The 24419-nt window shown below is 53.4% G+C and carries 20 protein-coding genes and 2 pseudogenes; 8 read left to right on the plus strand and 14 right to left on the minus strand.

From position 1 onward, the window contains the following. Positions 1-7: 7 nt before the first annotated feature. The 4 genes from DL239_RS04250 to DL239_RS04265 all read right to left on the minus strand — a co-directional run bounded on the left by DL239_RS04250 (position 8) and on the right by DL239_RS04265 (position 4369). Complete coding sequence (locus tag DL239_RS04250; RefSeq protein ID WP_167682626.1) at positions 8-874, minus strand: ABC transporter permease; 867 nt, start codon at positions 872-874, stop codon at positions 8-10. Then, positions 871-1812, minus strand: coding sequence for an ABC transporter permease (locus tag DL239_RS04255; RefSeq protein ID WP_167682628.1), 942 nt, complete (start codon positions 1810-1812; stop codon positions 871-873). The genes DL239_RS04250 and DL239_RS04255 overlap by 4 nt, the downstream gene beginning before the upstream one ends. Before the next feature lie 63 nt (positions 1813-1875). After that, positions 1876-3462, minus strand: a complete 1587-nt coding sequence (locus tag DL239_RS04260) for an ABC transporter substrate-binding protein (protein ID WP_167682630.1) — start codon at positions 3460-3462, stop codon at positions 1876-1878. A 304-nt stretch (positions 3463-3766) separates the two neighbouring features. Then, positions 3767-4369, minus strand: a complete 603-nt coding sequence (locus DL239_RS04265) for a helix-turn-helix domain-containing protein (RefSeq protein WP_167682632.1) — start codon at positions 4367-4369, stop codon at positions 3767-3769. 596 nt (positions 4370-4965) lie between these two features. Here DL239_RS04265 and DL239_RS04270 point away from each other — a divergent pair. Next, positions 4966-5761: pseudogene (locus tag DL239_RS04270) on the plus strand (site-specific integrase). Positions 5762-6146: 385 nt separating this feature from the next. On the opposite strand, the gene gcvA reads toward DL239_RS04270, so the two are convergent. Then, on the minus strand, positions 6147-7064 hold the full coding sequence (gcvA, locus tag DL239_RS04275; protein WP_167682634.1) for a transcriptional regulator GcvA: 918 nt from the start codon (positions 7062-7064) through the stop codon (positions 6147-6149). Between the two features lie 735 nt (positions 7065-7799). Between gcvA and queC the strand changes: the two genes are divergently transcribed. The 4 genes from queC to queF are packed head-to-tail and all read left to right on the plus strand — an operon-like array spanning position 7800 to position 10053. Then, entirely contained in the window at positions 7800-8492 is a 693-nt protein-coding gene (gene queC / locus DL239_RS04280; RefSeq protein WP_167682636.1) for a 7-cyano-7-deazaguanine synthase QueC, read from the plus strand. Further along, a complete protein-coding gene (locus DL239_RS04285; RefSeq protein ID WP_167682638.1) occupies positions 8492-8848 on the plus strand; it encodes a 6-pyruvoyl trahydropterin synthase family protein in 357 nt (118 codons plus the stop codon). The genes queC and DL239_RS04285 overlap by 1 nt, the downstream gene beginning before the upstream one ends. Then, entirely contained in the window at positions 8845-9573 is a 729-nt protein-coding gene (gene queE, locus DL239_RS04290; RefSeq protein ID WP_167682640.1) for a 7-carboxy-7-deazaguanine synthase QueE, read from the plus strand. The genes DL239_RS04285 and queE overlap by 4 nt, the downstream gene beginning before the upstream one ends. Before the next feature lie 12 nt (positions 9574-9585). Further along, positions 9586-10053, plus strand: coding sequence for a preQ(1) synthase (gene queF, locus DL239_RS04295; protein WP_167682642.1), 468 nt, complete (start codon positions 9586-9588; stop codon positions 10051-10053). A gap of 460 nt (positions 10054-10513) precedes the next feature. On the opposite strand, the gene DL239_RS04300 is transcribed toward queF, so the two are convergent. The 5 genes from DL239_RS04300 to DL239_RS04320 all read right to left on the minus strand — a co-directional run bounded on the left by DL239_RS04300 (position 10514) and on the right by DL239_RS04320 (position 15016). Further along, positions 10514-11440 (minus strand): carbohydrate kinase family protein, encoded by a 927-nt coding sequence (locus tag DL239_RS04300; RefSeq protein ID WP_167682644.1) that lies wholly within the window; start codon positions 11438-11440, stop codon positions 10514-10516. Positions 11441-11458: 18 nt separating this feature from the next. Further along, a complete protein-coding gene (locus DL239_RS04305) occupies positions 11459-12082 on the minus strand; it encodes a nucleoside/nucleotide kinase family protein (protein ID WP_167682646.1) in 624 nt (207 codons plus the stop codon). Next, the gene (locus tag DL239_RS04310; RefSeq protein ID WP_167682648.1) at positions 12079-12846 is read right to left on the minus strand and encodes an ATP-binding cassette domain-containing protein; all 768 of its coding nucleotides are present in this window, start codon (positions 12844-12846) and stop codon (positions 12079-12081) included. Before DL239_RS04310 ends, DL239_RS04305 begins: the two co-directional genes overlap by 4 nt. Beyond that, complete coding sequence (locus DL239_RS04315; protein WP_167682650.1) at positions 12846-13907, minus strand: ABC transporter permease; 1062 nt, start codon at positions 13905-13907, stop codon at positions 12846-12848. The genes DL239_RS04310 and DL239_RS04315 overlap by 1 nt, the downstream gene beginning before the upstream one ends. A 95-nt stretch (positions 13908-14002) precedes the next feature. Next, positions 14003-15016 (minus strand): sugar ABC transporter substrate-binding protein, encoded by a 1014-nt coding sequence (locus DL239_RS04320; RefSeq protein ID WP_167682652.1) that lies wholly within the window; start codon positions 15014-15016, stop codon positions 14003-14005. Between the two features lie 195 nt (positions 15017-15211). On the opposite strand from DL239_RS04320, the gene DL239_RS04325 reads away from it, so the two are divergent. Next, positions 15212-16411, plus strand: a complete 1200-nt coding sequence (locus DL239_RS04325) for an ROK family transcriptional regulator (RefSeq protein WP_167682757.1) — start codon at positions 15212-15214, stop codon at positions 16409-16411. Positions 16412-16501: 90 nt separating this feature from the next. Beyond that, a pseudogene (locus DL239_RS04330) lies at positions 16502-16963 on the plus strand (tyrosine-type recombinase/integrase); the annotation flags it as partial. A 253-nt stretch (positions 16964-17216) separates the two neighbouring features. On the opposite strand, the gene DL239_RS21790 reads toward DL239_RS04330, so the two are convergent. Further along, entirely contained in the window at positions 17217-17351 is a 135-nt protein-coding gene (locus tag DL239_RS21790) for a hypothetical protein (RefSeq protein ID WP_255456223.1), read from the minus strand. Positions 17352-17620: 269 nt separating this feature from the next. On the opposite strand from DL239_RS21790, the gene DL239_RS04335 reads away from it, so the two are divergent. Next, positions 17621-19828, plus strand: a complete 2208-nt coding sequence (locus DL239_RS04335) for a vWA domain-containing protein (protein ID WP_167682654.1) — start codon at positions 17621-17623, stop codon at positions 19826-19828. 404 nt (positions 19829-20232) lie between these two features. On the opposite strand, the gene adh is transcribed toward DL239_RS04335, so the two are convergent. The 3 genes from adh to DL239_RS04355 form a co-directional block, all read right to left on the minus strand. Then, positions 20233-21756 (minus strand): aldehyde dehydrogenase, encoded by a 1524-nt coding sequence (gene adh, locus DL239_RS04340; RefSeq protein WP_167682656.1) that lies wholly within the window; start codon positions 21754-21756, stop codon positions 20233-20235. A gap of 126 nt (positions 21757-21882) precedes the next feature. Then, a complete protein-coding gene (locus DL239_RS04345; protein ID WP_167682658.1) occupies positions 21883-22842 on the minus strand; it encodes a helix-turn-helix domain-containing protein in 960 nt (319 codons plus the stop codon). Positions 22843-23566: 724 nt separating this feature from the next. Then, entirely contained in the window at positions 23567-24313 is a 747-nt protein-coding gene (locus DL239_RS04355) for an SDR family NAD(P)-dependent oxidoreductase (protein WP_167682662.1), read from the minus strand. Between the last annotated feature and the right edge of the window lie 106 nt (positions 24314-24419).

A 24419-nucleotide genomic window follows, 5' to 3' on the forward strand; every position in this document is an offset into this window, starting at 1 on the left:
TCGTTCCTCATCCACGGGGGCGCAGCAGGTCTGCCAGGCCATCGCCAAGCAAGGAAAAGCCGAGACCGGTCAGGACAATAGCGATGCCGGGCATCAGGCTGAGCCACCAAGCGGTGGTAATGAAGTTGCGGCCTTCGGCGATCAACACGCCCCACTCGGCCTGCGGCGGCTGTGCGCCAAGACCCAGATACCCCAGCGACGAACCAAGTAGGATCGCCAGCGCCATATCGGTCATCCAATAGACAATCACCGGTGTGATCGCGTTGGGCAGCAGGTGGCGGAAAATGATGCGCCGGTCAGAGTATCCCATCACAACGCCTGCGCTGGCATAGTCATTGCCCATTTGGGCAATCACTTCTGCCCGCATCAAGCGTGCGTAATACACCCAGCCAACCAGCGTGATCGCGATGTACATGTTGATCAGACCGGGCCCAAGCACAGCGACAACAGCGATCACCAGCACCAAAAATGGGAAGGTGATGACCGCATCGACTACCCGGCCGAAAATCATATCAGCAAAACCACGGTAATATCCGACTAATGCGCCGACGATTACGCCGATGGTCATCGCGAACACAGTGGCCAGAATTGCCATCTGCATGTTCACCTTATAGGCAAAAATCACCCGGCTCAGACTGTCCCGGCCCAGCATATCGGTGCCAAAGGGGTGGGCCCAGCTTGGCGGCTGCTTTACTGCGACATAATCGATCAGGTTGGGATCATAGGGCGCGAACACGCCCGGCATCAGCGCCAGCATGGCTGACACTCCAATGATAAACGCTCCGATCAGGAAACCGGGTTTGCGCAAGGCCAGTTGCAGGCGGGTTTTCTGTGGGATCGTGGCTTCAGCGGAAAGTGCGGTGATATCGGTCATGTCAGGCGCATCCGAGGATCAAGAGTGCTTTGGAAAAGATCAGTCAGCAGGAATACCACCGAGACCAGAACCGCGAAGGTCAGTGTTAGGCCTTGGATCAGCGGATAGTCACGGGCGAAAATCGCCTCTAGCATAAGCCGTCCGACGCCAGGCACCGCAAACACGGTTTCAGTGACCAGTGTGCCGCTCATCAGGTTGCCAATCGACAAGCCCAACAGAGTAACGGTGGATATCAGTGCGTTGCGCAGGACATGCCGCCCCAGCACCAGCCGGTCAGGCAAGCCTTTGGCGCGGGCAAACTGAACGTATTCAGCATCCAGAACCTCGATGATCGCAGAGCGCAGATTGCGCATAATGATCGCGGATGTATAGAGCGCAACGGTGACCGACGGCAGGAACATGTGATGCAACCGTTCAACAAAGGTATCGCCATATCCGCCGACCGGGAACCAGCGCAGCTGCGCCGCGAGAAAGGTCAATAGAATCAGGCCAATATAGAAAACCGGCATCGATAGACCGACCTGGAAAACAGTGCGGATCACCGCATCGGGCCATTTGTTGCGGTTCAACGCTGCCACAAAGGCAAGCGGACCGGCAATCAACAGCGACAGCGTCACGGCATAAAGTGTCAGAAAGATTGTGGTGGGCAGTCGATCAAAGATCACGTCGATCACTGGGGCCCGCAATAGGATTGAACGGCCCAGATCACCTTGCAGGGTATTGGTCACAAACAACCAGAATTGCACCAACATCGGCTGGTTCAGGCCCAAACGTTCGCGGATCGCTTCCAGATCGGCATCAGAGGCTCGGTCACCTGCGATCGCAATCGCTGGATCCCCGGGCAAGAAACGCACCAGAAGGAAAATGATGATCATGACCAGAAAGAAGGTCGGGATCATCAGCAGCAATCGTTTGAGTATGTATTGGATGCTGGCCATCCTTGCCTCCGTAAAAAAGTGGCGCCGCCGACGTAGAGGGTCGGCGGCGCGGGATCGCTGCGTTTAGCGGCTAACTGTTGCTTCTTCGAAGATGTTGTTGCCCAATGGAGTTTGGACATAACCTTCAACGGCAGTGGAGACTGCCACGGCAAATGGTGTTTCGTACATGAACAGCAAAGGTGCGGAGTCTGCATAGAGTTTCTGCATGGTCTCGTACTGTTGTGCACGTACTTCAGCGTTGATTTCAGTTGCTGAAGCTTCAAACAGGCTGTTGAACTCTGGGTTTTCCCAACCTGTGCCGACTGCTTTGGCAGTTGGTGTGTGTCCCAACCAACCAACGACTTGGCTGGGATCGTTCACATCATTCACCCAACCATAGGTGTGGATATCAAACTCACCCGAACGGTTCTTAGCACCACGAGTTGGGCCATCGACCTGTTCAACTTCCAACGCGATACCCAACGGGGACCACATCTGCTGCAGAGCGGCAAAGATGGTGCTGTCATCGGTTGAGCCAGCCAAGGTGGTGAAGGTGATTTTGGTACCAGGCTCGATGCCAGCTTCAGCGATCAAGGCCTTAGCTTTTTCCATGTTATAGCCATAGAGAGGGCCCAGATCTGCCGACAATTGTGTCGCAGCGGCCATCAGAGGTGATGTCATCGGCTTACCAGCACCTTGCAGGACCAGACCAATCAATGCTTCCTTGTTGGTCGCATAGTTGATCGCCTGACGAACGCGTACGTCTGCCAGTGGGTTCGGCGTTCCATCAGCACGGTTTTCCCGTGTGTTGATCGGCGAATAGATGATCCGTGTTGAAGGATACAGATTCATGTTGATCGATGGATCAGCTTGCAGTTCTGCGACCCGCGAAAACGGGATGAACTCAGCAGCGTCAACTTCACCGGCCTGCAGTTTCAGGATCCGTGTGGCATCGTCTGGGATGATCTGGAATTCAACACCATCAACATAAGGCAAGGCTTTGCCGTCAGCGCCCATTTTCCAGTAGTTCGGGTTTGCCGAGAAGCTCATGGAAGAGCCATGCTCAAAACCAGAAAGGAAGAACGGACCTGAGCCGACACCAGCGCCACCTGCAGCGAAGATTGCAGCGGATTTTTCCTGATCAGTCGCGCCTTCTGCGGCGTCAAAAACAGACTTGGAAACGATCGCAGTGTTGAACGTGGCCAGCATCGACAGAATTGTAGGATCAGGCGAGTTCAGCGAGATTGTGACAGTACGGCCATCTGCTGTGATTTCTTTGATCGAACCCAGCAGACCTGCCCAAGGGCTAAGATCTGGGTTACGAGCGCGGTCCAGCGAAAATACAACGTCATCTCCGGTTAGCGGCGCGCCGTCTGAGAATTTCAGCCCCTCTTGCAGGGTCAGCGATACGGATAGGCCGTCATCAGACATCTCATGGCTTTCCGCCAGGCCTGAAACAACGGAATTTCCGTCAGGGCTAGAACGCAGCAGTGTGTCGAACAGGCTGCCAACCATCCAGATATCTGGGTTGCGGTCAGCATAGATCGGATCGATCAGCTTTGAACCATCATAGCGAGCGAAATTCAAAACTCCGCCGCGATCCTGTGCCATCGCTGGCATCGCAAATGCCGTTGCTGCAGCAACGGCCGCCGCTATTAACTTGCCTCTCATAGTCGTGTCCTCCCAAGACGATTGACTGTAAAATGAAGTATAAGATATTTTCTTAGTCTGACTATAATTTCTTTTAGTCAACTAAAAATCACAAATCGCCCCCTTTCCCACTGTTGGTTCTGATTTTTTTAACGAGCATTTTCATGCCATTAGACCACTGTCACATCGGCTACATGCGAAACTGTCCAGCTCCAGGCATTGCGGCACAGCAAGCCGAAACCCTCGCCGGTTCACGGGGCTTCAACGATGCGGTCGCCGCAATCGACCGACTACTGCGAATCGATCTCTATGGAATCAGTTCAAATCAGCTACCGCTGTTGGCTTCACTAATAGGCGATGTACTCACCCAAAGCTCGACCGCTTCGGTTTCGCTAGTCACTTTCGAGAAGTGCGTTTTGGTGGTATCATGATGCACGGTATCGCCTGGCGACATGATAAACACATCGTCATTCAGATGGTATTCCAACTGGCCGGACAACAGGTAACAAAACACCTCTCCGGTGTGCTGCATTTTCTCAGAAACATGCCCAGGTGGTCGGTGAATGATAATCGAATATAACAACGATCCAGCAAACCCCGGCCCCAGTTTTTCATACATTCGACCCGCGGTTCCCAGAGAATAAACTTGGCGTTTTTCCTTAGGAATGTACTCGCTTAACTCTTCCGGCACGCTCAGCAGCTGCTCGATACTCGTCTGCAGACACGAGGCAATGCTCATTAGCGACGATAGCGATGGCGAACTAAGGCCGCGCTCAACTTGCGAAATGAACCCGGTGGTCAGACCCGCTTCACTTGCGACGTCGTCCAGCGTCTTTTTCAGCGCCTTTCTGCGATAACGGATGGCGTTTCCCAGTTGAGTGGGTTGCGCACTCTTGCCGCGCTTACGCCGTTTATTTGATCCGTCCATCAATCTACCCTTTGTACTTCAGTTTGATGATACACTGACTTTAAAACACGGCCATTCGGACGGCGTGTCAAACTTAGTCGCTGCGTTCTTCCGCCGTTTGGACACCGTTTTTACAGCTTTTACCACAGTATTTAGTTGTTTTGATGCTTTAAAAAAGCACTTTCCTGAATGGGGATGCTCTCTCAGCCCCACGCGAGGGAAACACGACCGCTCAACACAACCTTGAATGGAGGTGCGTTCTTTTAACGCACGGCTTTGAATTTTTGATCAGGAACACGCCGTGCCGAAAAAACAAACCGAGTCCTCGCAAGACCTAACCAGGAGCCAGTAGTGCGCAGGTCCAATTTATTTTTTTCGATCAAAATCCAAAAGAAAACGCAGGCAAGCTTATTCTCCAATTTTCTATGAAACAGGTTGTGTCTCAGTTAAGCGGACGTTGTGTATTGGTAATACCATGGCCTTCCAAACAAAGCTGCTAAGTTTCGCGACGTATCACTGAGCTGCTTAGCCTTATTTTTATTGATTTTTGCATCGCATTTGGTTGCATTGTGTACCACCAAATTGCGTACCATTACCTACAAGAAGCCGACAAAGATTTGCTTAAGCTCACAGAGACATTTGCCAGGAATTTCCTCATGCCAAATCCAGTACGGACAAATACTGGGATGCCGAAGTTAAAGGCTTGGTGCTCTTCGTGGGGAAGCGGTCCAAGACCTGGTACTTCCAGAAAGATGTTGGCGGCCGGACCAAGCGCATTTTGATCGGCCGGTTCCCGATCATCTCGGCGCAAGCTGCTCGGCACTCTACAAACATGCACGCCGGACCAACGATCTGGCCGAGTGCCCTACGATGGCTATCGAGTGGTTTGAAGAAACACCGGATGGCCGGATCATTGGCGACTTGAAGGAGTGGCGGCAAACAATCGACGATCTGAGCAACCCAATTCATCGCGTATTTTTTGAACTTCTCCTGTTTACAGGTCTTAGAAAAACCGAGGCACTTACTCTTCAATGGAAACAAGTCCAGGAAGATCGGATCCACTTGCCGATGACAAAGAACGGCCGGAGTTTTGATCTGCCTATCCTGCAGGTACACCATGAGATCCTGGCACCGCTGCGCCCTCTCAGCCGTCAATGGGTATTTCCGTCTCCAAAGTCGGTGGCAGGGCACATCACGAAGCCGGAAAGGCTTAAATTCAACCCGCACATGCATCGCAGGACATTTGCGACGGTCGCCATGGAAGCTGGAGTTCTGGAAGAGGTCGTCGGTCGGTTGCTGAACCATACGCCACTGTCGATAACCGGGCAGAGATATACTCGGCCATCTTTGGATGCGCTTCGGCCCTCCATTGAAATCGCATGCAAGGAAATATCGGATCGTATCGAAAACTAACGCCGTCAGCTGAACAGAACTTCAGACCCTGCGGTTATTGGCTAAGTTTGAGGTCGACCCGAGCTCAATATGGACCGCCCTCCCCTGCCCGTGATAGAAAGCTGTGTCAACGTCAAGTTGTCGTTGCAGATGGGCTTTCTTGTTGGTGATGTGACCTCCGCTCACGGAGTCTGCAGCGGCTTAGCGGGCCTTCCAGACCGCCACAGGGATCAGTGAAACTGAAGCTTCAATCCTGACCGGACTCCATCAGATTGCGTCCAACCGCAGGTTTGGACGGCCCTGCGCAGCACCTATTTGATGTAAAACGCCAACTCCGGACCTTGTTCAATCCTTGCAGCTTCATCAACTCTGCTCGTTTCCATCTGGGTTTGTTCAGAATTTGTCCTTAAGCAATTCTCGTTCTGTTGCTTTCAGCTTCAGCCAGCAGCCATTCGCAGAATACATTTACTTTCATTTGGCGCCTGCGTCCCACTGGGCAGACTAACCAATAGCCCATATCCGTCCGCAAGGTGAGATCAAAGGGCCTGATCAATCGGCCCGCCTTCAATTCTTCGGCAATCGCAGAATGGCTGATCAAGGCAATACCATCCCCGTTTATTGCCGCTTCGATCGCCATGCTTTCGATCGTAAAACGGGGGCCGTAGTTCACTTTGACACCTTCGACACCGGCTGCCTTGGTCCACATGTTCCAATCCGGTATTTGTATCGTCATCTTGCCCCAATCTACGTGGATCAGGCGGTGATGCTTCAAGTCGTCCGGGGTGCGTAAGGGGCTATTACCAGTCAGAATTTTTGGACTACAAGCCGGGCTGACTTCCTCCCCAAGAATACGCGTTACCTCCAGTCCGGGGTAATCCCCCATCCCGAGGCGAATACCAACGTCGATACCGTCACGATCAAAATCCCGGGTTTCCAGAGATGCATCCAACCGCACATCAATATCGGGATAAAGACTGGAGAAATGAGGCAATCGCGGCAGCAACCATTTGACTGCGAAGGTGGGGACACAACTGACGGTCAAAAGGCCTGACGCCTCGTTCTGAGCCAGCCGGTCAACCGCTTCTGCTAGCTTGTCGAACCCTTCTGTGACCAATGGCAAGACCGCCCTGGCCTCTTCGGTCAATTGAACCGCCCGTGTCATACGACGAAAGAGAACGACGCCGAGATAGCTCTCCAATTGCTTGATTTGCTGGCTGACCGCGGCAGGTGTTACGAACAGCTCCTCGGCTGCCTTAGAAAAACTCAACCATCTTGCAGCAACTTCGAAGGCTTGCAAAGACTTAAGCGGTGGTAGGCGACGCATACAAACCTCCGGAAACGCGACGGTTAAGAAAAACTAACCCTCAGACGTAAAAAACATCGTTTGTAGGAAATGTCCAGAAGAGGCTAACGGAAACTATCAATCAATTATCATCCCGCAGCCAGGAGACACAAGAAAATGAACCACCCGATCAACCAATACCCCGCGCGGCCGACTGCCCTGTCGATGCTGATTTCCGAAGCGTCCTATCGCGTTGTTGTCGCCGTTGCGCGCCGTCTCCAGCGACCACAAAGCTAGCCCATACCAAACACACGATGGATGCTTGAGGTTCCGCTTTAACTACCTTTATCAAGCGTGTGGATCACAGCGAATGTCAGTTAACGTCCTTCTGGTCGAAATGTAAATGGTGCAGCAATTTGGTCACTTCACGCACCTATAATGTAGCAAACGACCCTGAGCCGACATTCGTAACAAACCCGTCCAATGGCCGCGTCCAGTCCAAAGCGGACTTTTTATCCGCTGTCTCGCCACAACTTACACGCTGTTTTGGTTGCGGGCCTGCGCAACAATGGCAAGAGCGCTGAAACACTTTCCCCAAACTGGCCCTGCTCAGACGATACTTGCAGAGCAGCCACTAAAGATCGGGCATTTGAACAGTTCGGTCACCCGGCAAATAGTTCGTTTTACCTAGCCAAATGTTTCTGCTAGAAACACGGCGTTCGCACAACGCGAACGCCGGTCGTAGCCAACCCGGCAAACAAAACATGGATCTGAAAAATGAAGACAATCGTTATCTGCTCAGGCGGACTCGATTCGGTATCTTTGGCGCACAAAGTTGCGGCAGAACACGAATTGATTGGCCTGATCGCCTTTGACTATGGCCAGCGCCACAGCAAAGAAACCGACTTTGCCGCGCGTTGCGCCAAACGCCTGGACATCCCTTTTGACCTAATCGACATGCGCCACATCGGCGCCCACCTCTCGGGCTCGGCGTTGACGGATGATGTAGATGTGCCGGACGGACACTATGCCGAAGACACCATGAAGGTCACCGTGGTACCAAACCGCAATGCCATCATGTTGTCGATTGCCTTTGGTGTGGCTGCAGCCAAACAGGCCAATGCGGTTGCAACCGCAGTACATGGGGGCGACCATTTCATCTACCCAGATTGCCGCCCTGACTTCACCGAGGCCTTTGAGGCGATGCAGGCCAAGGCATTGGATGGCTATGCCAATGTGAAGCTCTATACGCCGTTTGTGCATGTCCCTAAGTCGGCCATCGTGACCGAAGGTGCCAAACATGACACGCCCTTTGCCGACACCTGGTCCTGTTACAAAGGCGGCGAACAGCACTGCGGGCGCTGCGGTACCTGCGTCGAACGGCGCGAGGCGTTTCATGTTGCCGAGATCCCGGATCCGACAGATTACGCTGATCCTGACTACTGGAAATCTGTGCTGGAGAGCGCCTGATGTATCGGATTACCAAAGAGTTCCACTTCTCTGCAAGTCACCAGCTCTGCTCTCTGCCCAGTGACCACCCCTGCGCCCGCATGCACGGGCACAACTACATCGCCGAAGTCGAATTGGCCGCAGAGGAGTTGGACCAGAATGGCTTTGTTCTCGACTATCGTGAGCTGAAACCCTTAAAAACCTGGATCGACAATGAATTGGATCACCGCCATCTGAACGAGGCTTTTGACCACGACATGGTCACCTCCGAATACCTGGCCAAGAAAATCTATAACTTCTGTCGGGCACACTGGCCCCAAACCAGCGCCGTACGAGTCAGCGAAACCCCCAAAACCTGGGCTGAGTATCGACCATGAACCGCTTACGTATCGCCGAGATTTTCGGCCCTACCATACAGGGTGAAGGCGCCGTGATTGGTGTTCCGACTGTCTTTGTAAGGGCCGGTGGATGTGACTATCGCTGCTCGTGGTGTGACAGCCTGCATGCGGTGGACAGCAAATTCCGCCACGATTGGAAACCAATGACAGCCGCTGACATCTTTGCCGAGATCGAGCACCTGTCAGGGGGCGTGCCCCTAGCCCTATCCCTATCCGGTGGCAATCCTGCCATTCAGGATTTCTCGCAGCTGATCGCCTTGGGCCAAGCCAAAGGGTATCGCTTTGTCATGGAAACCCAAGGATCAATTGCACAAAACTGGTTCAGCGAGCTGTCCACACTGATCCTCAGCCCCAAACCGCCATCTTCGGGGGAAACGGTGGACTGGGCCAAGTTCGACGACTGCATCACCCAAGCCAAACAGGCCGAAACGGTGATGAAGATCGTGATCTTTGATGTGGCCGACTACAATTGGGCACGCGAGGTCGCGACGCGCTATCCAGACCTGCCGCTATATCTGCAGCCAGGCAACCATACTCCACCACCGCTTGAAGCCGAGGATGCCGAGGATGCCGAAATCAACATGGAAGGTATCATGAACCGCTACGAGTGGTTGATCGACAAAACTTTGGGGGATCACTGGTATTCCCCCACAATCCTGCCACAGCTGCATGTGCTCGTCTGGGGCAACAAACGTGGCGTTTGAAGGAACATGACAATGGCAAATGACGACACCTATGCAAACCTGACCCAGCTTGGCGGCAAAACCGAGCTGCCAAACTCGCCAGAAGAAGCGGTGCTGGAACGCGTTCCAAACCCGCAGGCCGGAGCTGACTATGCAGTGCGTTTCACTGCGCCCGAGTTCACGTCGCTGTGCCCCATGACCGGGCAGCCCGATTTCGCCCACATCGTGCTGGACTTCGTCCCCGGTGATTGGTTGGTCGAAAGCAAATCGCTGAAACTGTTCCTTGGTTCGTTCCGTAATCACGGCGCTTTTCACGAGGATTGCACTGTTAGCATTGGCAAGCGGCTTGTGGAATTGCTCGAGCCCAAGTGGCTCCGCGTCGGCGGTTATTGGTATCCACGCGGAGGAATCCCGATCGATATTTTCTACCAAACTGGCGAGCAGCCATCGACAGTTTGGATTCCGGATCAGGGCGTCCCGACATATCGTGGCCGTGGATAATCAAAGTTAGACCGTGTTTGTTTCAGCGAACACGATCAATTCTGCTTTGTCTTTTGACAAACTGTGAACATCTGAGGAATTGCTCCTCATTGCTTAATGTATGCTCACTGCAAGGCTATGAGGTTCACGGCTTCACTGTCTCTGGATTGAATCGCCGTTATTCACGCCCCATAGCGGCACGCCCAAAAAAATTTGAAGGCGTCAGTTAGGGCCGTTTAGTTCCTGTCAGGGCAAGCTGCGGCCGGACTATGCAAAGTTCGCTTTCTGAGCGTTGTTGCCATTGAGGATGATTGCATTCTATGGCCGGTTCCAGCCCTTCTACGACATTGGTGCCCAGTGCAGCAGGAGGAACGTCTGGAGCAGAAAGGGCGAGTTCCGGACCTTCGCTGCTGTTAAATTCAAAGTCTGCTTTGGGCAACGCAAATTTAGTGACGACTGGGCTTCAGTTTATTGCCCCTTTTTAAAGTTCATTGGCCCAAGGGGGATTAGAACCTGCACGTGACACAGCAATCGCGGCGGCTCTGGCACCATTCAGTAGAGCCTGTTCCAGTGCTTGCCCGGGTAGCGTTTTTAACTCGCTCTTCCTGAGCTGGTCAAGTTCGAACAATTTGGCCAGAACCCCGGCATTGAAAGTGTCCCCGGCTCCAACCGTGTCGACAATTTGTGCCTTCTCTGCGGCGACCGCCACCTCGGTTCCGTTGGGCAAAAAGCCCGTCGCCCCTTTGCTTCCTTGGGTCAGGAAAATCACAGACGGCCCCTTTTCCAGAAGCATCCCGGCTTTTTGAGATAGCGACATCGGCCCCGGTAACATCCAATTCAGGTCATCATCAGATACCTTGACGATATCCGACCGCGCGATCATTTGCTCTATCCGGACGCGGTACCGCGTTACATCCTGGATAAACCCTGGGCGGATGTTCGGATCCAGCATCACCACCCGATCACCCCCCTCCCGTTCCAGCAAGGCGGCATAGGCATCTGCGCAGGGTTCGCAAGCCAGGCTGATCCCACCGAAAAACAGCGTCGACACGCCTTCTGTTAGGTCAGGAATTTCTTGAAGCTCCAGCATTCGTCCGGCAGTGTTTTCATCAAAAAAACTATAAGCTGCTTGTCCATCGATGAGTTGCACAAATGCGAGTGTGGAAGGCCGATCAGAAGCAACGACGTTTGATGTATCAACGTTGCTAGCTTCTAGCGCAGCCATAAGCTGCTGGCCAAACATGTCGCTTGAAATTCCGCTCAGCAAACCTGTCTGAACCCCAAGCCGCCCCAAGGCGATTGCACTGTTGAACACCGCACCACCCGAATGAGGCGCAAAACCTATGCCTCCAGCGGTAGTTGATGATGGTATCATGTCGATCAATGCTTCACCGCAGCAAAGTATCACTTACGTTTTCCTTTTTGGTTAGATAATAATGTCTGCGTGCAAGGCGAATGAGTCTATCAACTTTGCATTCGCCAAATCGTTTTCTTCGGCTCGTCTTCTGGCTTGTTCAGGTGACAGACCATACGATAGCCAACGTTCTATTAGTCGACGTTTTAACGTGACCCCCGGAACCTCCAACCTCAGCGCCAGGTCCCAATGGTGACGCAGGTCTCTCCAGCCCGGTTTATCAAACAGTAGGTAGTTGCCTTCGACAATTACGGTGTCGCACGCCTTGTTCACACAACCCGCAGCCGCGATGGCGATATCCCGGGACCGGTCAAATGTGGGGAAGTAGACTTCGGGTTCATCGTGAAGCCGAGTGATAAGTTGCAGGAACCCATGCATGTCAAATGTTTCAGGAGCCCCCTTGCTGTTAAGAAGACCGCGTTCGACAAGGATCTCGTTGTGCAAGTGGAAGCCATCCATCGGCAAAACCTGGGCAGAGCAACCTTTTTCATTCAACCGATTGACAAGTATTTCTGCCTGGGTGGACTTGCCACTGGCCGGTGAACCGGCCAGAGCCACCAATCGACGCACCCCCGACCGGGGGGACGCCAGAACTTGTTCCGCCAGATCCTCGATAGAGGGATTAATACTGCTCATGCCGCTCTTGGGGCCTCTTTGGCGCCGGTCATAAATGCAACAGCGTCGGACATTGTATAATCCTTGGGATCAATGACACAAAGCCGTTTGCCAAGACGATGCACATGGATGCGGTCAGCGACCTCAAACACATGTGGCATATTGTGACTGATCAGAATGATCGGAATGCCGCGTGATTTTACGTCCTGGATAAGCTCCAGAACTTTGCGGCTTTCCTTGACCCCCAATGCCGCAGTTGGTTCGTCTAGGATGATGACCTTGGACCCAAAGGCCGCTGCCCGCGCCACAGCAACCCCTTGGCGTTGCCCTCCTGAAAGCGTTTCGACAGCCTGATTGATGTTCTGAATTGTCATCAAACCCAGCTCCGTCAGCTTGTCGCGGGCGAATTTCTCCATCGCGGCGCGATCAAGCTGGCGCAGCCATTTCCCTCGAAACCCCGGTTTTCGCAGTTCGCGCCCCATGAATATATTGTCAGCAATCGACAGTGCAGGCGACATGGCCAGTGTTTGGTAAACAGTTTCAATCCCAGCTTCGCGTGCCTCGATAGGAGAGGCGAAATTCACGTCTTTCCCTTCCAGTGTCACGGTGCCTTCGTCTGGGATCACGGCCCCGGACACAGCCTTGATCAGTGAGCTTTTACCCGCGCCATTGTCGCCAATGACGGCTAGGATTTCACCTGGCATGAGGTCAAAGTCACAGTTGTCGAGTGCGGTAACCTTGCCATAGCGTTTGACCAATCCGCGGCCTTTCAAAATCGGTTCCATTATGAAGCTACCTTTCTGATCCACTGGTCTACGGCGACCGCAGCAATGATAAGCGCCCCGATAAGCAGGAATGTCCATTGAGCGTCAGCGCCAGACAGACGCAGGCCCAGAGTGAAAACCCCAACAATTAGAGCCCCAAACATCGTACCCAGAATGGAGCCGCGTCCGCCAAACAAAGAGATGCCTCCGATCACCACGGCGGTGATGCTTTCGATATTGAGAAGCTGGCCGGATGTGGGCGACACCGAGCCAATCCGACCGATCAGCGCCCAGCCTGCAAAAGCACAGATCAAACCCGCTAAAGCGTAGACCGAGATCAGCACCTTCTTGACGTTCACGCCAGACAGTTCAGCAGCTTCTGGGTCATCGCCTACAGCATAGACATGGCGCCCCCATGCGGTGTGTTTCAACACATATGCTAGGGTGAGAACCAGGACAATCATCAGGACAACACCCAATGTAAAGACGGCGCCGCCAACTTTGAATTTGGCCCCCAGCAATTGCAACAGTGGGGCCTGTTTTGCGATGTCTTGTGAGCGGATGGTTTCGTTGGCAGAATATAAAAAATTAGCTGCCAGAACAATCTGCCACATACCGAGTGTCACGATAAATGGTGGCAGTTTCATGCGGGCAATCAGCCAGCCATTCAGCGCACCAATGGCGGTTCCAAATGCTAAACCACAGGCGATGGAAACCACTGGCGGCACACCATAGCGGAATGTGAACTGCCCCATCACCACCGAGGATATCACCGCAATCGCCCCTACGCTCAGGTCGATACCAGCGGTCAGAATGACAAGCGATTGCGCCGCAGCGACGATGCCCACAATCTGAACCTGTTGAAGGATCAGCGTCATGGCAAAGGGTGAAAAGAACTTCGAACCCAGAATAAGACCAAAGACAACAACTGCTGCCAATAGGACAATTAATGGGACAAGTGCAGGCGTGGTGTGCAACGCGTGGTGAAAACGAGCAACCAGCCCTTTCTCTTGATCCTCAAATGAGGCGATTTCGGGCTTCGCATTGCCTGCGGCGACCTCGAAATTATCGGACTGGGTCATTGGTTTCCTCCCCGTCGATGAAACAAACGGTATTTGTAGAAAAGGCGGGTCGTTGCCCGCCCTTTCCATCAGTATTCAGGTGAGTTGGGTATGGATCAACCCCAGCAGAGATCTGCACCCTTAGCGGTGTCGACACTGGAGACGCCATCCACTGGATGATCTGTGACAAGTGCCACACCGGTATCAAAGAAGTCTTTGCCGTCAGTCGCCTGCGGCTTGACACCATCTTTGGCCCAAGCGGCAATCGCCTCGATGCCTTTGGATGCCATCAGTAGTGGATACTGCTGCGATGTGGCTCCGATGACACCGTCCTTGACGTCAGCAACGCCAGGGCAACCACCGTCAACCGACACGATCAGAACCTCATTCTCGCGTCCAAAGGATTTGAGCGCTTCATAAGCTCCGGCGGCAGCAGGTTCGTTGATTGTGTAAACAACGTTGATCGACGGATCCTTGGCAAGAAGGTTTTCCATCGCCTTGCGGCCACCCTCTTCGTTTCCTGCAGTCACATCATTACCAACAATACGCGGGTCTGTTTCATCACCCCATTTGTTTGGGTCGCCCAGATCAATACCAAAACCCTGCAAGAATCCCTGATCGCGCAGAACACCAACGGTTGGCTGGCTTACGCCCAGATCAAGCATCGCAATTTTCGCATTTGCAGCATCATCACCCAAAGCAGCGGCGGCCCATTGTCCAATCAGCTCACCGGCAAGGAAGTTGTCGGTCGCAAAGGTCATATCTGCAGCATTGATCGGCTCAAGCGGCGTATCCAGCGCAATCACCACTAGACCCGCATCGCGTGCTTGCTGAACAGCAGGAACGATCGAACTGGTGTCAGACGCGGTCAGCAAAATGCCGTTGGCGCCATTGGCGATACAGGTCTCGATGGCCGCAACCTGGGTTTCGTGGTCGCCGTCGACTTTGCCAGCATAGCTGCTGAGCGTGATGCCCAACTCAGCCGCCTTGGCCTCTGCGCCTTCACGCATCTTAACGAAAAACGGGTTGGTGTCAGTTTTGGTAATCAAGCATGCACTGATGTCATCAGCCGAAGCGGTGCCGACCATCGCAGCCAAAGCCAGGGTCGAAGAAGTCAGAAGTCTTTTCATAATGTCCTCCCGAGGATCATTCTAATTTGTCGGATCAGGCTCCTCCCAAATCCGAACCCCAGCAAATGCAATGCCGTGGGTTGCCCTCTTAGAAGCTTCGATTCTGTCCGCGCTGTCAATAAATAAATAAACTTTATTAATTAATCAAACTTCGATAGCTTCCCTCTGTGAAAGGAGGTGATTATGGTAGGCCTCATGGATGGCGGTAAAATCAGAAGCTTAAGTGGGGGCGTGAACCAAAGTGGGGTTCGCGACCATAATGAACGCCTGCTTTTGTCGATGTTGCAGCGGCAAGGGGCGATGCCGGGAAGTGACATTGCCCGGCGCGCTGGATTGTCCGCACCTGCTGTCTCAACGATTTTGCGCAAGCTGGAAAAAGACGGTTTTCTAAAACGCGGAGAACCGGTGCGCGGAAAAGTAGGTAAACCATCAATCCCGATGAACTTGAATGCCGACGGCGTATTGTCAATCGGTGTAAAGATCGGGCGGCGCGGCGTTGATCTACTGTTGTCGGACTTCACCGGAAATGTACGACTGCAAGACCACATGACCTATGATTACCCCATACCAGACACCGTGTTCACCTTCCTTGAAAAAAGTCTCTCGGATATTCTAGACGGGATGAGTGCTGACACAAAAAACCGGCTGTGCGGAATTGGAATAGCCACCCCGTTTGAACTCTGGAAATGGAATGATCTGGTCGGCGCACCCGCCGAGAAGTTTCGGTCCTGGAAAGACGTGGATTTTGATCAGGCCATTCGCCGGTTCAGCGACCTGCCAGTTTTTGTCGTGAACGATGCGACGGCGGCGTGTAGGGCCGAACATCTTCATGGTCGTGGTAAGGAATTCAGGGATTACGCCTATTTCTTTATTGGGTCGTTCATCGGTGGCGGTATCGTTATGAACAACACCGTGTTTGAGGGTAATCAGGGCAACGCCGGAGCGCTCGGAGCGATGCGCACAACAGGCCCACTTGGGGAAAGTCGGCAATTGGTCGATGTCGCCTCTATTCATCTGCTTGAAGCACGTTTGATCGAAGCTGGCCTAAACCCTGATATACTCTGGCAACAACCGCAGGACTGGAGCGCTTTGTCGCGCTATGTTGATCCTTGGCTTGGTGAAACAGCACAAGAACTGGCCAAGGCAGCCTTGTCGATTTGCTCGGTGGTTGATTTCGAAGCAATCCTGATCGACGGTGCTTTTCCCGCCGCTATAAGAGAAGAATTGGTCGATCGCGTACGGCGATACCTGGTCAACCAAGATACTCGGGGATTGATTGCGCCACAGATTGAAACCGGCAGCATAGGTGAAAATGCGCGGGGTATCGGTGCCGCTAGTACCCCAGTTTTCTCACAGTTCTTCTTGAACACAAATGCAGGGTTGTCTGCAATGTAGTATGAACCTTTTCAGATTTTGAAATTATGTACACAGTCGATGAAGCCGTGGAGCAACCCGAAGCGCATCGATCCGACGTGATGATATCTTCTGACCAATCCAATTCATCGCGTGTTCTTTGAACTACTCCTGTTTATTGGTCTTAGAAGAACCGAGGCACTTACTCTTCAATTGAGGCAAATCCAGGAAGATCAGATTCACTTGCCGATGACGAAAAACGGCCGGAGTTTTGATTTACCTATCCGGCAGGCACACCATGAGATCCTGGCACCGCTGCGCCCTCTCAGCCGTCAATGGGTGTTTCCGTCTCCAAAATCGGTGGCAGGGCACATCACAAAACCGGAAAGGATCAAATTCAACCCTCACATGCATCGCAGGACATTTGCGACGGTTGCCATGGAAGCTGGAGTTCTGGAAGAGGTCGTCGGTCGGTTGCTGAACCATACGCCGCTGTCGATAAATGGGCAGAGATATACCCGGCCATCTTTGGATGCACTTCGGCCCGCCATGGAAATCGCATGCAAGGAAATCTCGGATCGTATCGAAAACTAGCGCCGTCAGCTGAATAATACTTCAGAACCGGACTGCGGTTGCTAGCTAAGTTTGGGGGGCGACCTGAGCTCAATGGGCACTGCCCTCCCTGCCCGAGAGAGACAGCAGTGCTGGCGATGATGTTCTACCGACGGGTCACGAATGCATTGTAGAGGTTCTCACATGTGACAAGAAAGGCCTCGCCGGTCGGATACCCCTGCTGTGTCGAATAAGCTAGTACCCCGTTACCATCCGTCTTCAAAAATATATCGGTTCACCAACCTGTTCGACCATGGCACTTAGCGGAGATTGCAGGGTTGGGGTTGGCGTGCTCAAGTTCGGACGAGGTCAGGAACTGGGTGTAGCCTGAAATATCTGCGATCAATAAATAGCCGGTGTGAGTGGTCATCGCGCAGCCTCCTCGGGCATTTCATGCGTTGCAATTCTTACCTTAGAAACTGAACTGGTTTGAATTAGAAGAAAGGCCATCTATTTGATTGCAGACCAGAGCACGTGTCGCTGGTCTGCAAGTATTAGCGCCCAAAATATGATGGCGGGCTGGGGCGGAAGTTTGTGCTTTGCCAATTCAAGACGGCCACAGTGTGACGCGCACTTACACAAAGCCACGATAAATCCGACTAAAATTACCTCATGTTGCTATGCAAAGGGACTGACGATATGACTAGATTATTTCTTACCGTCTGCACCGCCTTGTTCGTCGTCTTATCGTCCACCAGTTTCGCACAAGAGCAGTCACGGGCTATTTTAGTGCTTGATGGCTCTGGTTCAATGTGGGGGCAGATCGACGGCACAGCTAAGATTTCAATTGCACAGGACGTAGTGGGCGACTTACTCCAATCATTGCCCGAGAATCAAAAACTGGGGCTGACGGTCTATGGTCACCGCCGCAAGGGAGATTGCAGCGACATCGAGACTATCATCACCCCTGAGGCTGGTCAGCATGGGGCTATTGTCGAGGCTGTGAACTCGATCAAACCCAAAGGGAAAACGCCGATGACGGATGCGGTGATCGCCGCCGCCGAGGCTCTGCGTTATACTGAGGAAACAGCCACTGTTATCCTAGTCTCTGACGGGATTGAGACCTGCAATCCAGACCCTTGCGCCGCGGCACGCGCGTTGGAAGAAGCGGGTGTAGATTTCACCGCCCATGTTGTGGGCTTCAATATCGGAGACCCCGAGGCAATTGCCCAGATGCGCTGTATGGCCGAAGAAACGGGCGGCACATTCAGAACTGCAGATACTGCAGCCGAGTTAAGCAACGCGTTAGCAGTGATAGCTACACCGGTGCCAGCTCCAGAACCAGAACCTAATCCTGTCAGCCTGCAGGCCTATGCTATCGATGGGCGAAATGGCCCGCGCATCACCGACGGTTTGATCTGGAACCTGACCTCGCTCGACGGTGTAATTCTCGAAAATCAGGCTGTTTCTGACATCAGGGTCGAAGTGGAGCGCGGTGAATACGTGATCTCTGTTCTGCGGATTGCCGACGAAGCCTTTGATGAGCAGCGGTTTGGCATAGGATCAGTGGACAAGCAGATTGTGCTGGAGCTGCCTGAACTTCGCCCTCCGGCTACGATTGAGGGACCTGCGACTGCGATTGCCGGGTCCACGGTACAGGTGCGTTGGTCTGGTCCAGATCAAAAGGGAGATCTGATTTCTGTCGCCGATCCGGAAGCCTCCTCACCCTGGATCAACTATGCCTATACAAAAAACGGCCCGCTTCTAGATCTGGTGATGCCTTCGGTTGAAGGGGAATACGAAATGCGGTATGTCTCAAGTGACCATCGCAAGGTGCTGGCCACTCAGAAAATCTCAGTCACCCCGGTTGAGGCCTCGGTTACGCCGCCTGAGGCCTTGCCTGCCGGTGCCACTGTATTTGTCGACTGGGTCGGCCCCGATTATCAAAGTGATATTATTGCTGTCACCGCACCGGGAACGGACCAACTGATCAACTACGTCTACACTAGGCATGGATCACCTGCAGAGCTCATGCTACCAACTGATCCCGGCAACTATGATATTGTCTACCGAATGAGCCAGAAAAACCGGATGCTGGCCCGTGTGCCGGTAACTGTTTCAGGCTTGCAGTATTCAGTGAGCGGACCGGCGTCCGCGCCAGCAGGAAGCGATGTGCAAGTCGATTGGGTTGGTCCGGACTATCGCAGTGACATCATTGCGGTGGCCGAACTCGGCGCCGACAACCGGAAATACCTCACCTACACCTATACTAAGGAAGGCAGCCCGCTTGATCTGACCCTCCCGCTGGAAACAGGGCAATATGAAATCCGCTATATTCTTGGACAAGATCGTGTGGTGCAGGCGACAACGGAAATCGAAGTGACCGCGATTACCGCCAACCTGAAAGCCCCACAGACTGCATCTGCAGGCAGCATCATACAAATTGATTGGTTAGGCCCGGACTACAGAGGCGACATCATTGTCGTCAGCAAACCCGGTGAACCAGATCGCAGCTACCTGAACTACAGCTACACCAAGGGCGGCACACCGCTCGATCTTACTCTTCCTGCATTCCCCGGTAACTACGTTGTGAAATATCTGGCCGGGGCTGCGCATAAGTCACTTGCGACATCTAACATCACCGTGACGGAAGTATCAGCCACGTTGTCAGCACCGGCAAGCACATCCGTCGGCGACAAGATTGAAGTAACCTGGACCGGCCCCGATTATCGAGGCGATTTAATCGCAATTGGTGAGCCTGGTGAAAACTACACAACATACGCATACACAAAGAAAGGATCTCCGTTGACGGTCGCCGCCCCCAACAAACCGGGTAGCTATGAAATCCGATATGTCATGAGCGCTGACAGACGGATTCTGGCTGTGACTCCTCTCACTGTCCAATAATTTCAATAGACCAGGCGGTAATTGAAGCCCCCGCTTCAATCAGGCTGGCGACTTCGTTGTATCAGTTCCCAACGGCGGTTTATTTTTTCTGCAGCGCAACGTCTCCGAGGCAAGGCGAAGGTCGGCTTAGGGCGGTGATTACTCGACTTCGGCTTAAAGTGAACCCGACGTTGCAAAGGGCGTTAACTGCGCATTGCTTCCGTTGGTATTGATCTCGTCTAATGGCCGATCCCAGCCCAAACCAAACCTCTGCTTTGCTAGAAAGTCGCTAGGAAGCCCCTGCAGGTTAGGCAGAATTTCTGTTATGCACTGCAATCCACGCCATCGTCTGCTCTGTGCGTTTGGCTGTTATTCACTGCAAACATCAGAAATATGCGGGCGCCTTTTGGCACCCGCGTTTTGATTTAGAAAAAGCCCAGTTTGTTGGGGTTGTAGCTCATCAAGATGTTCTTGGTCTGCTGATAGTGGTCCAGCATCATCTTGTGGTTTTCCCGTCCGATGCCCGACTGTTTGTAGCCACCGAACGCCGCATGGGCGGGGTAGGCATGGTAATTGTTGACCCAGACGCGGCCTGCCTCAATCGCACGCCCAAAGCGGTAGCAGGTGTTTGCATCACGTGACCAGACACCTGCGCCGAGCCCATACATACTGTCGTTGGCGATCGCCAATGCTTCGGCCTCGTCCTTGAAAGTTGTCACCGAAACAACCGGGCCAAAAATCTCTTCCTGGAAGACACGCATCTTGTTGTGGCCTTTCAGGATGGTGGGCTGAATGTAGTTGCCCCCCGCCAGTTCACCGTTGAACTTGGCTGCGCCGCCACCGGTCAGCACCTTAGCACCCTCCTCGACACCAATTGTCAGATAGGAAAGGATTTTTTCCTGTTGTTCGACAGAGGCCTGTGCACCCACCATGGTGTCGGGATTGCGCGGATCCCCCTGTTTGATTGCTTTAACGCGGGCGATGGCGCGTTTGATGAACTCCTCATAAATGTCTTCCTGAATCAGTGCGCGGCTGGGACAGGTGCAGACTTCGCCCTGATTGAAGGCAAAAAGCACAAACCCTTCCACTGCTTTGTCGAGAAACGCGTCATCTTTGGCCATCACGTCACTAAAGAAGATGTTCGGACTTTTGCCGCCAAGCTCCAGTGTCACAGGAATCAGATTTGCGGTTGCCGCTTCCATGATTTTACGCCCAGTCGCTGTGGAGCCTGTGAACGCGATCTTTGCGATGCGCGAAGAGCGGGCAAGAGGCGAGCCCACTTCCAGCCCGTAGCCGTTGACGATATTTAACACACCTGCAGGCAGGAACTCCGCCATGATCTCAGCAAGGATCATGATGGCCGCAGGTGTCTGCTCGGCGGGTTTAAGCACAATGCAGTTGCCCGCCGCGAGAGCCGGGGCAAGTTTCCAGGCCGCCATCAGGATCGAAAAATTCCACGGGATGATCTGTCCTACTACGCCCAGAGGTTCATGGAAGTGGTAGGCGACTGTGTCCGCATCGATCTCACTCATATTACCTTCTTGACCACGCAACACACCTGCGAAATAGCGGAAGTGGTCGGCGGACAGCGGAATATCTGCGGCCATGGTTTCACGAATGGGTTTGCCGTTGTCCCAAGTTTCAGCCAGAGCAAGACGCTCGAGGTTTGCTTCGATTGCATCAGCAATTTTCAATAGGGTATTTGAACGCTCGGCGGCCGGTGTTCGGCCCCAGCTTTCCTTGGCTGCGTGGGCGGCGTCCAACGCCAATTCAACATCAGCCTCATCGGAACGAGCACATTCAGTGATCGCTTCACCGGTGATTGGCGTGACGTTGGTGAAATAGCGGCCATTCACAGGTGGCGTGAATTTCCCTCCGATGAAATTGTCATAGCGGGGTTTAAAAGGCGAAACATAGGTGCCTGCCTCAGTGTGGGTCATGTCGTTCATTTGGTATCTCCTCCAAAACCGGACCTCCTCCGGAATTGCTAAGGAGCGTGGCTTGCAGAAGGAGCGCTGTCTGCGGGCCGGGCCATGGCGTTTTGCAGAAGTGTCTCAGGGCTGAGACAGAAGCGATTAGGTTTGATCCAATCCCAACCGTTTCATACGGCGGTAAAGTGTCGCGCGCCCAATGCCGAGTTGGCGGGCAGCTTCGGAGACATTACCGCCCGCGCGCGTCAGTGCGCGAATAACCGCGGCCCGTTCGGCCTTTTCAAATCCGGTTGGCCCGTCCGCGCGGCCCAACACATCATTTGCCGGGCGTGGGGCCAATGCGCCCAAAGGGTCAAAGCCGAAAACGCGTCGAGCTTCGCGCGTCGCACCAATGATCAGATCATGGTCATCGACGGCAAGAAGTGTAGCAGCCTCGGCATCGTCGCTTTCGGCTACAACAATGCGGGCCTTTTCAAAGGCCGCTCGAAAATTTGCTTCTTCGATAGCGCGCGCGGTTTGGGCAACCTGCGCCCCAATCAGGCGATTGAAGGCTTCTGTTTGATCGGCCCGCGCCGAGGACACGTCCAGCGCCGCCATGATCTGGCCTTCTGCGCCATAAATGGGCGCATCAATGCAGCTCATCGCCGTGTTGCGGGCGTAGAAATGTTCATCTCGGTGGATGATGACCCTCCTTTGCTCAGCCAGACATGTCCCAATGCCGTTGGTACCCTCGTGCCGTTCGCTCCAGTCAGCGCCGACACACAAGCCCCAAGCCTCAAAAACAGCAGTGTCCGCTGCGGAAATTCGCTGATCCAGAACCACCCCATCATCATCAGTAAGTAGAACCGCACATCCCGATTGGCCGACGAGAGAATATAAGTTGTCCAATCTAGGCGCGGCTACAGTCATGAGTTTTTCGAAGGCGCCGAGGCGCTCACACAGGTGGGTACCCTCCAGTCGCCTGGGTCCTCGGTGCTCGCCCGGATCGAGACCGTGCCTTTCCGCGGAACGGCGCCAGCTTGCAGCCAGCCTTGAGAGAGCTGCGGCAGAGGTGGAATTCGCGACCTCCAGAACTTTTTCGATGTGGGCGACAGTTTTGGTCATGAGCTTTCGACAAAGTGGATTGATGCAGCCTATGAGAAAGAGATTATATAAGCAAACTGCGGGAACCAATTCTGTCTCAGAACTGAGACAGTCGGACATCCTCTTTTGATAACCGCTAACAGTATCTCTTTAGGTCGAGTGATCTTGCATCCGCCGGATGAGTGGAAAATGGATTCCACTGACAGCGCGATTGGCTTTAGTCGTCGTAAAATTCCGCTTTGAACCGGTCTTGTTAGTCCAGTAAGACTGATACGGCCGACTTTGTAAAATGTTACTATCTGCGCACAGCCGCCACTGGGTCTCAGCTCAGCGAACTCCCTCTTTCAGCCCGAAGCGGTCATCGACCTCAGTTTGTCTGTTTTTACAAAGCGGTTCCTCACTGGGCTGGGGGAGGGAAACTAGTTTACAGCGAAATAACTACTTTCCAACTCATTCAATTTGCGCCGAACACGCAAAACGCGCTTCAGTATATAGCAGTGTCGAACTGGCTCGTGGACAACAGCTCCTCAACTGCCACCAAATTTGCGGACAGCGTTGCGGTTTCCTACGATCCGTCAGGCCCAGATGATGTAACTGCCCCGACGCAGTCGGTGCATCACGGAGTGTCTGCAATGATCCAGACGGTAGGTTTAACGCTTTAATTTTCTGGCTAAGCAAAGCCGCTCGGTTTACCGCAAAGGGTGACACGTGCCCCCCACAAACAGCCCGGGCACATGGCTGAAGCTCACGTGCTCATTCCGCCGTCAACCATGAGGGTTGTGCCGGTGGTGTAACTTGACTGGTCCGAGGCAAGGTACAGGACGGAACGGGCAATTTCATCTGCTCTACCATGACGTCCCAACGGGGTTTGGGCATCAAAAAAGGCGCCTCCATCAGACTGAAGCAAATCGCTCAAGTCGTCTTCCACGGCTTTTTGAAACGCGTTGTCGATAGCCCCTGGATGAATGGTGTTGACCCGGATATTGCGAGGAGCCAGTTCCTTGGCGAGACAGCGCATCAATCCGATTTGTGCATGCTTTGCAGTGATGTAGCCATATACGCCGGGGTCTCCGCGGGTGCCTGCGACGCTGGATGTAATGACAATACTACCGCCGTCGCGAATATGGGGGACCGCATGTTTGCAAATCAAAAACGCGCCTTTTACGTGGACATCATAGACCGAAGAAAATATCTCTTCGGGGTATTGGTCGATTGGGGCGACAACGCCAAAATTGCCAGCGTTACTAAAGACGACATCAATTTCACCCCAACGATCAACGGTTTGCGATATCAAATGGGCTACGGCCTTGGCATCTGTCACGTCGGTTTTAATATAGGCGAAATTTTCACCCGACAGCCCCTCGGGGGCATGATCTGCGAGGTCGGCCAGCATGACTTTGGCACCCTCGGATGCAAAGAGCTTTGCGGTTGCAAGCCCGATGCTGCCTGCGCCACCGGTCACAATACAGACCTTGTTTTCAAGTATACCCATGTCGCAAGCCTCGTCTGGAAATTAAACTTTCAAAAGACGATAACTGCGCTGACGTCCACGTTTCTTGACTGGCACTGCCTGTTAATTGATCGGCAATGCCGGACTT

The sequence above is a fragment of the Parasedimentitalea denitrificans genome (assembly GCF_011813015.1).
GTDB lineage: Bacteria > Pseudomonadota > Alphaproteobacteria > Rhodobacterales > Rhodobacteraceae > Parasedimentitalea > Parasedimentitalea denitrificans.